The organism is bacterium (genome assembly GCA_021158245.1).
Taxonomy (GTDB): Bacteria; Zhuqueibacterota; QNDG01; order QNDG01; family QNDG01; genus QNDG01.
Genome location: JAGGVB010000144.1, coordinates 1 through 2,685 on the forward strand (window position 1 = coordinate 1; position 2,685 = coordinate 2,685).

At 38.9% G+C, this 2,685-nt stretch carries 3 protein-coding genes; all 3 read left to right on the forward strand.

Going from position 1 to position 2,685, the window contains the following annotated elements:
• Positions 1-408 (forward strand): T9SS type A sorting domain-containing protein (locus tag J7K93_07665; protein MCD6116875.1); only part of this gene is annotated, 408 nt, incomplete at its 5' end.
• Between the two features lie 13 nt (positions 409-421).
• Positions 422-2,245 carry a glycoside hydrolase family 3 C-terminal domain-containing protein gene (locus J7K93_07670; GenBank protein ID MCD6116876.1) on the forward strand — a complete coding sequence of 608 codons (1,824 nt, stop codon included), beginning with the start codon at positions 422-424 and terminating at the stop codon, positions 2,243-2,245.
• Positions 2,246-2,268: 23 nt separating this feature from the next.
• Positions 2,269-2,685 (forward strand): hypothetical protein (locus J7K93_07675; protein MCD6116877.1); only part of this gene is annotated, 417 nt, incomplete at its 3' end.

A 2,685-nucleotide genomic window follows, 5' to 3' on the forward strand; every position in this document is an offset into this window, starting at 1 on the left:
GCAAAAATCTCTGCAGGTTTGCATAAACTGAAATTTTTTATAGTTCACGGTGGATTTAATATAAACTTTATAAGGCTTAAAATAACAGATTCTGTTCTTAATGAATCAGATTTTAAAGCTGTTAATAGTAATGTCTATTTAGGGTTGTGTTATCCCAACCCATTCAGCACTTGTGTTAAAATTCCTGTTTTTATTGCAAAACCTGAAGATTATTCTCTTAAAATATATTCTATAAACGGGGAGATAGTAAAAGAGTTTTCTGAAATTGCAACTGAGCAAACAGGTCTTAAGCTGATTCAATGGGATGGCACTGATAAAAACAGTATTGCAGTAAGTTCGGGAGTATACATTTATACGATTATTGCTTCAGGTCATAATAAATCGATGCGCATGGTACTGCAAAGGTAGGGTGATTTGAAATATGAATAAATTTATCAAACTGGCAATTATTTTACTTTTAATGCATGGAAGTTGTACAAAAATGGAAACCAGTACTCAACCACAAAATTATGATGCTGTTTATCTAAATCCTGATGCAGATATAGAGGAACGTGTGGAAGATCTTCTTTCAAGAATGAATTTAAAAGAAAAGATTGGGCAAATGACCCAGGTAGAAAGGGGATTCATTCAACAACAGAGTGATATTACAACTTTTTGTATTGGATCTGTGTTGAGCGGAGGAGGATCTGGTCCATCTGAAAATAAGGCAATTTCCTGGGCAGATATGGTTGATGGTTTTCAGCAAAGGGCATTAATGACCCGGTTGAAAATTCCATTGATATATGGAATAGATGCGGTTCATGGGCATAATAATGTTTACGGAGCAGTAATTTTCCCCCATAATATTGGTATGGGATGTACAAGGAATCCTGATTTAGTGCGACAGGCAGCAAGAGTAACTGCTGAGGAAGTAGCAGGCACAGGTATCAACTGGACATTTGGGCCCTGTATTGCAGTTGTAAGAGATGAGCGCTGGGGGCGGACATATGAAGGATTTGGTGAGACCCCGGAATTGACAGAAAAAATGGCAGCTGCTGCAGTAGAAGGGTTTCAGGGTAGCGACTTAAAGGATCCTGTATCGATACTGGCTTGTGCAAAACATTTTTTAGGTGATGGCGGAACAACAGGCGGGCATGATCAGGGCAATACTGAACTTAGCGAGGCAGAACTGCGTGCCATACATCTTTCTGGTTATATTTCTGCAATAAATGCTGGAGTTGGCTCAATCATGGCTTCATTCAGCAGTTGGAATGGAGAAAAAATTCACGGCAACCATTATTTGCTTACAGATGTTTTAAAACAAGAGCTCGGATTTGAAGGGTTTGTTGTTTCTGACTGGGGTGCAATCAATCAATTATCTGCTGATTATGAAGTTTGTATAGAGAAAGCGATTAATGCAGGAATAGATATGGTTATGGTGCCGGATGATTATAAAAAATTTATAAATGTACTGGATACATTAGTTACACAGGGCCGTGTGCCTCTTGACAGAATTAATGATGCAGTGAAACGTATTTTGCGCATAAAATTTCGTCTTGGGTTATTCGAATCGCCTTTTACGAATCGCAGTTACACAATGCAGATCGGCTCATCAGAACACCGTGCTGTGGCAAGAGAATGTGTCAGACAGTCACTGGTGTTACTTAAAAATAATGGGAAGGTGCTTCCTCTAAGCGGCTTAGAAAGCAGGATTCATGTATCAGGCCGTAATGCTGATGATCTGGGAAGTCAGTGTGGAGGTTGGACAATAAGCTGGCAGGGAAACCGTGGGAGCCATACTGTTGGAACTACAATTTTACAAGCTATTAAACAACGAGCTCCAGCAGGCACACAAATCACATATAGCACTGACGGAAGTAATGCTTCAGAAAGTGATATTGGGATAGTTGTGATTGGAGAAAGTCCGTATGCTGAAGGTAATGGTGATCGTAATGATTTATCAATTGAAGAACAGGATGTTGACACCGTTAAACGAATAAAATCTGCGGGAATTCCTTTAGTTGTTATTTTGATTTCCGGCCGACCTATGATTCTGGATTCCATCCTTGATGATTGTGATGCTTTGATTTCTGCATGGCTACCAGGTACAGAAGGACAGGGAGTGGCAGATGTGCTATTTGGTGATTTTCCACCAACAGGAAGATTATCTCATTCATGGCCCCGTAGCATGAATCAGATACCGATTAATCTTGAAGACATTCCTTATGATCCACTCTTTCCATATGGTTTCGGATTAACATATTAAACAGGCCGGAGTATTAAAAGAAGATGCAAAAACTGCATGACATTTTATACACTCTTTTTTTAATTTTTACTGTCAATAGTATTTGTACTTGTTATGGACAGAATTTCAGTAATGGCTTTAATTTTTATATGCCTCCTGATGATTCTATAAGTGTTGATTTTTTGCCTGATTTTCACAGGAATCCTATTAGCATGAACGATTTTATTTCTATAAATAGTAGCGGACATTTTCAGCGCAAGGGAGAGAGGATAAGGTTTTTTGGAGCCAATCTCACTTCAGGAGCATGCTTTCCAGAAAAAACAAAAGCATCTTTTGTGGCAGCACGCCTAAGGAAAATGGGATTCAATATGGTTCGATTCCATCACATGGATAATCCATGGGGGACCAGTATTTTTGAACATAACAGTGATACACGACACCTTGATCCCAATAATGAAGAC

Excerpts from the sequence above, each read along its gene's own strand:
- J7K93_07670 (MCD6116876.1), top strand. The coding sequence starts at position 422 with ATGAATAAATTTATCAAACTGGCAATTATTTTACTTTTAATGCATGGA.